Source organism: Pseudomonas sp. R5(2019), assembly GCF_009905435.1.
In the GTDB taxonomy this organism is placed as follows: domain Bacteria; phylum Pseudomonadota; class Gammaproteobacteria; order Pseudomonadales; family Pseudomonadaceae; genus Aquipseudomonas.
Genome location: NZ_JAAAMT010000059.1, coordinates 24639 through 30641, shown reverse-complemented (window position 1 = coordinate 30641; position 6003 = coordinate 24639). Strand labels below are relative to the sequence as shown.

Annotated in this window: 5 protein-coding genes; 1 reads left to right on the top strand and 4 read right to left on the bottom strand. The window is 61.6% G+C overall.

Translation table 11 applies throughout. The annotated features are described in order from the left end of the window. Positions 1–193: 193 nt before the first annotated feature. The 4 genes from GUY40_RS25125 to GUY40_RS25110 form a co-directional block, all read right to left on the bottom strand. On the bottom strand, positions 194–1027 hold the full coding sequence (locus GUY40_RS25125) for a helix-turn-helix transcriptional regulator (protein ID WP_166571612.1): 834 nt from the start codon (positions 1025–1027) through the stop codon (positions 194–196). A gap of 423 nt (positions 1028–1450) precedes the next feature. Continuing rightward, a complete protein-coding gene (locus GUY40_RS25120; protein WP_166571611.1) occupies positions 1451–1999 on the bottom strand; it encodes a VOC family protein in 549 nt (182 codons plus the stop codon). Positions 2000–2038: 39 nt separating this feature from the next. Continuing rightward, positions 2039–3016: a fumarylacetoacetate hydrolase family protein gene (locus GUY40_RS25115; protein WP_166571610.1), complete on the bottom strand. Its 978-nt coding sequence runs from the start codon at positions 3014–3016 to the stop codon at positions 2039–2041. Between the two features lie 79 nt (positions 3017–3095). Further along, positions 3096–4595: an aldehyde dehydrogenase gene (locus GUY40_RS25110; RefSeq protein ID WP_166571609.1), complete on the bottom strand. Its 1500-nt coding sequence runs from the start codon at positions 4593–4595 to the stop codon at positions 3096–3098. Between the two features lie 225 nt (positions 4596–4820). On the opposite strand from GUY40_RS25110, the gene GUY40_RS25105 reads away from it, so the two are divergent. Further along, entirely contained in the window at positions 4821–5981 is a 1161-nt protein-coding gene (locus GUY40_RS25105) for an aromatic ring-hydroxylating dioxygenase subunit alpha (protein WP_166571608.1), read from the top strand. The last annotated feature ends 22 nt before the right edge of the window (positions 5982–6003 follow it).

Below are 6003 nucleotides of genomic sequence, written 5' to 3'. Positions count from 1 at the left end.
CGATGGGCCGCGCAGCGGCCCCGGCGATTCTGAAATCACCTGCACTTACTAGCTCAATCGCCGATGCCAATGGCCTCAGGGGCCGCTGCGCGGCCCATCGCGGCCAGGTCCGCTCCTACAAAAGCTGCGGAGTTCAGTTTCTTAACTGACTGGCATCGCAGGCAAGCCTGGCTCCTACGGTTTCCGCTTCGGCTCAGTTCACGGTGGACGAGGCCACGCTGTCAAAATAACGGGCAAACAGCTCGTTCTGGCAGGAGATGCCCAGCTTTGCGTAAGCGCGCTTGCGGTGAGTGGCAACGGTGTTGATCGAGATGCCCAGGTTCAGGCTGATGCCCAGCGTGGTGTAACCCAGGGCGATCGAGGCGCAGATTTCCGCTTCGCGCTGGGTCAGGGCGCCCGGCGCCTTGAGCAGGGAGGCGCGCAGGTCCTGGAACATGCGTTCACGGCGTTCCGGGCTGAGGCTGGTCGGTTCCGGAGCGCGGGCATTGCCGCCTTCGCGCAACTGCAAGACTTGCGCGTGCTTGCTCAGGGTCTGGGTGAGAAAGGTGCTCATCTGTTGCAACTGGCTGGCGTCCTCAGTGGCGAAGTCGCGCTGGTCTTCGCTGCGGTAAAAACCAAAGTACAGGGTCTGCTGGTTGACGGTGGCAATCAGTGCCAGTTCCTGGCGCACCAGCGCTTCATCGTAGAAGCGTCGACGGTAGCCCAGGTCGCGAATGTGCGACGGCGTCACGCAACGCACGATCGGAAGCGTGCCGGGGGCCGAGCCTACCTGGTTGAGGGCGACATTGGGATCGCGCCGGTAGGCGCCTTCGGTGTATTCCTGGGCCAGTTGCCTGGCGACGTCCCGCGAGTGGCTGTGGCGTGCTTCGGCGATCAGGCATTGGGGCGTGCCTTGCTGGTCGAAGCTGAAAACAGTGCAGTGATCCACCTGCAGCAGGGTGTGGCAAAAGCTGTAGAAGTCCTGCTCGAATCCGTTGTTGCCGATACTGCCAATGAGGTTAGCCATCTCGTTTATCGGGGCAATCATCTGCGCTACTCCTCGGCAGGTCACTGAATAAGGGTATTGTTTTTATGATTTTCGCCGCGGTGTGACTGACATTCCGACGGCTCACGATCTACTTGAATACACAGCACAAAACACGCCATTGCGACGGATTTTATTCATATATTAACGAAATCCCCGGCAAGCCTTCAAGGCTGTCGGATTACGGGGCTTACGGCCTGATACTGCGCTGCCGCAGGGGCGAATCCTGTTGATCGGAAGCGACTTGGCAGGCTCGTTTTTGCTTCATCCTGGGGCCTCTGGTAACGAACTCGCACTAAGTCTGTGAATGGGTTTGATCTCAGTAACACCCTGAGCGTACTGCACAAAAAAACCGCCAGCGCGCATGAACGCTGGCGGCCAAGACAAAGTCCGGCGCAAACGGACTTTGGACGGTTCTGTCAGGTTTCAGCGCTTGTAGCCGTGTGCCGCGCCGAAGAGTTTGTCGCGTTCCGACCAGTTGTGGCGCTCGTCCCAGTGGTTGAGGATATCCATGGCCTCGTGCTCGAACATCTGGTCCATCTCGGGTGTGGCGGTATGCACACCCAACTCCAGCCGGTGCCCGGACGGGTCGAAAAAGTAGATCGACTGCAGGAAGTCGTCGTGGTTGATCGGTCCCAAGACCTTGATGCCCCTGGCCTCCATGTCGGCCTTGGCCTTGAGCTGGGTTTCCACATCCTTGACCCGGAAGGCGAAATGCTGGACCCAGCCCGGTGTCGCCGGATCGCGACCGGAAGGGGCGCCTTCGTCATTGGGCAACTCGAAGAAGGCAATGCAACTGCCGTCTTCCATCTGAAAGAAAATATGGATGTGAGGGCTATAGGCACCCGTGGACGGAACATGGTCCTCACCCATCGCATGAATGAACTTCAGGCCCAGGACCTGGGTGTAGAACTCCACGGTTTCCTTGGCGTCCTTGCAGCGAAAGGCCGCGTGATGAAGGCTCTGGCATAGCATGGTGGCATCTCCTTGAAGGGGGATTGTTATGGTCAGCGGTTACAGCGGCTCGACGCGTTGATCGATGGCACCGAAGACGGAGTGGCCGGCGCGGTCGAAGTGTTCGATGCGCACCTGCTCGCCGAACTTGAGCAGGGGCGTGCTGGCCTTGCCGGTATTGATGGTTTCCATGGCGCGGAACTCGCCGATACAGCCAGCACCGACCGATTCATCTTCATTGGAAACCGTGCCCAGGCCGACCAGCGTGCCCGGCTCGAAGGCACGGGTCTTGGCGACGTGGGCGATCATGTGGCCGTAATGAAACGGGGTGTCGATACCGGTTTCGATGTCGCCGAACAGCTCGCCGCGGACCCAGCATTTCATTTTTCCGGACACCAGCTGGCCGTCCCATAGCTCGCCCAGTTCATCGGGTGTGACCGCGATCGGGCCGAGGGCCGAGGCGGGCTTGCCGGTCAAAAAGCCGAAAGTGCGCTTGAGTTCTGCCGGAATCAGCGCCCGCAGCGAGACATCGTTGAGCAACACGAACAGGCGCACGTAGCCGGTGGCCTCGTCCGCCGACACACCCAGCGGCACATCGCCGGTGATGGCGGCAATTTCGGCTTCGAAATCGATGCCCAGCTCATCGCTGGGCAGGCGAATCGGGTCGTTCCAGGCCATGAAACCGTGAGAGATGCCCTGGTACACCAGTGGCGCTTCGAGGATGTCGTCCGGGACGCTTTCACCACGAGCGGCGCGGTTGCGGCGGATGTGGCTGAGGTAGCAGGCCCCGTCCAGGTACTGATAGCTGCGTGGCAGCGGCGCGGCCAGGCCGTCGAGCTCCAAGGCGAATGCATCGGCCACATCGCCCTGGTTGAGCGCCTCGTAAAGGGCTTGTAGCGGTGCCTGGACCTGATCCCAATTGTCCAGGGCAGCCTGTAGCGTCGGGGCAATGGCCCCGGCTTCAACGGCCCGGCTCAAGTCGCGGCTGACCACCAGCAGGACGCCATCGCGGCCGGATTTTCGTGACGCAAGTTTCATCGGGTTTCTCCCTTGGAGGTGCCGCGCGGTTCGAAGCGGGCATGCAGATTGTTCTGGTTGAATATCAAGTGCGACATGCTCAGGACACCCGTACCAGCACGGTTTTGGTGTCCAGATAGCCGTCCAGGCTTTCGCGGCCAAGATCGCGGCCAAAGCCCGATTGTTTGGTGCCGCCTTCGGGCAGCGCCGGGTGTGGAAACCCTTCGGTGTTGACCGAGACCTTGCCGCACTTGAGCCTGGGCAGCAGTTGGTGGACCCGGCTCAGGTTGTTGCTCCAGACGCTGGCGGCCAGGCCGTAAGGCGTGTCGTTGGCCAGCGCCGCCACTTCGTCCAGGTCGTCGAACGGCAACACGGCGAGCACCGGGCCGAAAATTTCTTCCTGTACCAGCGCATCGCTTTGACGGACGTTGGCCAGCACCGACGGGGCCACGAAGTAGCCATCGGCCTCGGGCAGGGTGCGGCGCGTTACAAGGCTTGCACCCGCGGCGCTGGCGCGCTGGATGTAGCCCTGGACATGGGCTTGCTGGCGAGCGTTGATCAACGGACCGAGTTGGCTGCTGGGGTCCAGCCCGGCGCCCAGCACCAACCGGTCGGCCTGTCGGGCCACGCCTTCAACCACTTGTTCGAAGACACCGCGCTGCACGTAAAGGCGCGCGCCGGCCACGCAGATTTGCCCCGAGTTGGTGAAAATGGCGTTGGCGGCGCCGACAATCGCCTGATCCAGGTCGGCATCATCGAAGACGATCGTCGGCGACTTGCCGCCCAGTTCCAGGGTCACCTTTTTCAAGCTGTCGGTCGCCAGCCGGTTGATGTGCTTGCCGGTGGCGGTAGAACCGGTAAATGAAATCTTGCTTACCAGCGGGTGACAGACCAGAGCTTCGCCGGCTTCACGGCCCAGCCCCGTGACGATATTGACCACACCCGGCGGGAAACCGGCCTGGCCAATCAGGTCGGCCAGTGCCAGGGCGGTCAGGGAAGCGTCTTCCGCGGGTTTGAGCACCACGGTGCAGCCGGCGGTCAGGGCCGGCGCCAGTTTCCAGATGGCCATCATCAAGGGCACGTTCCAGGGCACGATCGCCCCTACCACGCCGACCGCTTCGCGACTGGTGTAGGCAAAGAACTGGCTGCCGGGGAAGGGCATTTTCACCTCGACCGTGTCACCGACAATCTTCGATGCCCAGCCGGCCATATAGCGCAAAACGCCAGTGGCGCCGCCGACGTTGATGCCGGCGAAGCCCAGCGGCATGCCGTTGTCGACGCTCTCAAGCTCCGCCAGCAGGCTGGCGTTCTGTTCGATCAAGTCTGCCAGGCGCAGGATCAGCCGTTCGCGCTCCAGCGCCGACAACGCTTTCCAGGCCGGGCTCGCAAAGGCTGCGTGCGCGGCCTGCACCGCCATGTCGATCTGTGCCGCGCCGCCAGCGCCAATGGCGCTGACCGGTCGTGCCGACGATGGGTCGATCACCGCCAGGGTCGACTCGGGCATGATCCACGCACCATTAATGTAATGACCGTGCTGACGGTCCAGAAACGTGCGGGTGGCATGCCCCAGCCGAGCGTAGTCGTTGCTTGCGATTGCCATGAAAGCCGCTCCCTAGCCCCGATTGGGGTGGTTGAATGTGCGGTCATGCTAGGCGCGCCCTGGCCCGCGCCCCATACCCGCCTTGGGTGACGGGGGAGGAATGGCCTTCAGGTCAGCGCCTTGTCACCCAAGGCGGGTATCGGTTGCCTTTGAGGAAGTGGTTATCTTCTGGACATGAATCGTGTTTGATGAAAGAAAAAGCCCCATTTCAAGACCGGAGACGCCATGTCCACCCTCACGCAGCTCAATGATCTAGGTATGCCTGACGAGCAGATCGCCGCCGTGCGCCTGCCACTGGAGCAGGCGTCGGTATTGCCACCTCAGGCCTATTCCGATCCCGCCATCTTCAAACTCGAGCGCGAACGCATTTTCGCCCGCAGCTGGATGCCGGTCTGCCATGTCAGCCAGATTCCCGAGCCTGGCAATTACTTTGCGCGCAATCTGGTGGGGGAGCCGGTCATGGCCATGCATGGCCGCGACGGTGTGATCCGGGTTATGTCCAACGTCTGCCGGCACCGCAACACCACCCTGGCCAGCGGCTCGGGCAGCTGCAAGGGCAATCGCCTGAGCTGCCCTTATCACGGCTGGACCTACGGCCTGGATGGCAAGCTGCTGGCCGCTCCGTTCATGGACCAGGTCGAGAATTTCGAACGCCGTGACATCCAGTTGCCGGTGTTTCGCTCTGAAATCTGGCACGGCTTCGTGTTCGTCAACTTTGATGAGCAGGCGCCTTCGCTGACGGCGCAAATCGAAGGGCTGGAACCGGATGTCGCGCCTTACCGTTTCGAAGACATGGAAGTGGTGGAGCTGCGCCGCCGCGTGATGCCGTGGAACTGGAAGATCTCCCTCGAAAACTTCAGCGAGGCGTATCACCAGCCCTGGGTCCACCCGGACACCGCGGACCATGAGTTTCCGGCGGCGATGGCCGAGTATGCCGACGTCAGCGGGCCTTACGGGGTGTTCCACCTGAATCAGAAAAACAGCCTGGCGGTGCCGACCTTTTTCACGCCGGTGCAAGGTTTGCCGCAAAAACTGCTCAGCACGGTCACCGTGTTCAACGTCTACCCCTATCTGCATGCCTTGACCGATGCGTCGACCCCGCTGTGGCTGGACTTCAACATCAAGAGCGAGGTCGAGCACGAGCTGATCTGGAACGTGTTGCTGCCCAAGGGCACGCTTAAGAGCGACACCCTTGAAACCGAGCTTGCCAAGTTCCGGGCCTTTATCGAGCCGATCCTGGGCGAAGACATCAGCGTATGCACCGGGGTGGGCGAAGCCGTGCATTCGCGCTTTGTGACGCCAGGGCGCTACTCGCACATGGAAAAGACCGTCCATCAGTTCCACAACTGGTGGCTCGACCAGATGTTGCCACCCGCCTCGCGTTGAACCGGAACGCGCGCAACCTGAT

Coding starts and splice junctions, on each gene's coding strand:
- GUY40_RS25110 (WP_166571609.1), bottom strand. CDS start 4,595: ATGGCAATCGCAAGCAACGACTACGCTCGGCTGGGGCATGCCACCCGC.
- GUY40_RS25125 (WP_166571612.1), bottom strand. CDS start 1,027: ATGATTGCCCCGATAAACGAGATGGCTAACCTCATTGGCAGTATCGGC.
- GUY40_RS25105 (WP_166571608.1), top strand. CDS start 4,821: ATGTCCACCCTCACGCAGCTCAATGATCTAGGTATGCCTGACGAGCAG.
- GUY40_RS25115 (WP_166571610.1), bottom strand. CDS start 3,016: ATGAAACTTGCGTCACGAAAATCCGGCCGCGATGGCGTCCTGCTGGTG.
- GUY40_RS25120 (WP_166571611.1), bottom strand. CDS start 1,999: ATGCTATGCCAGAGCCTTCATCACGCGGCCTTTCGCTGCAAGGACGCC.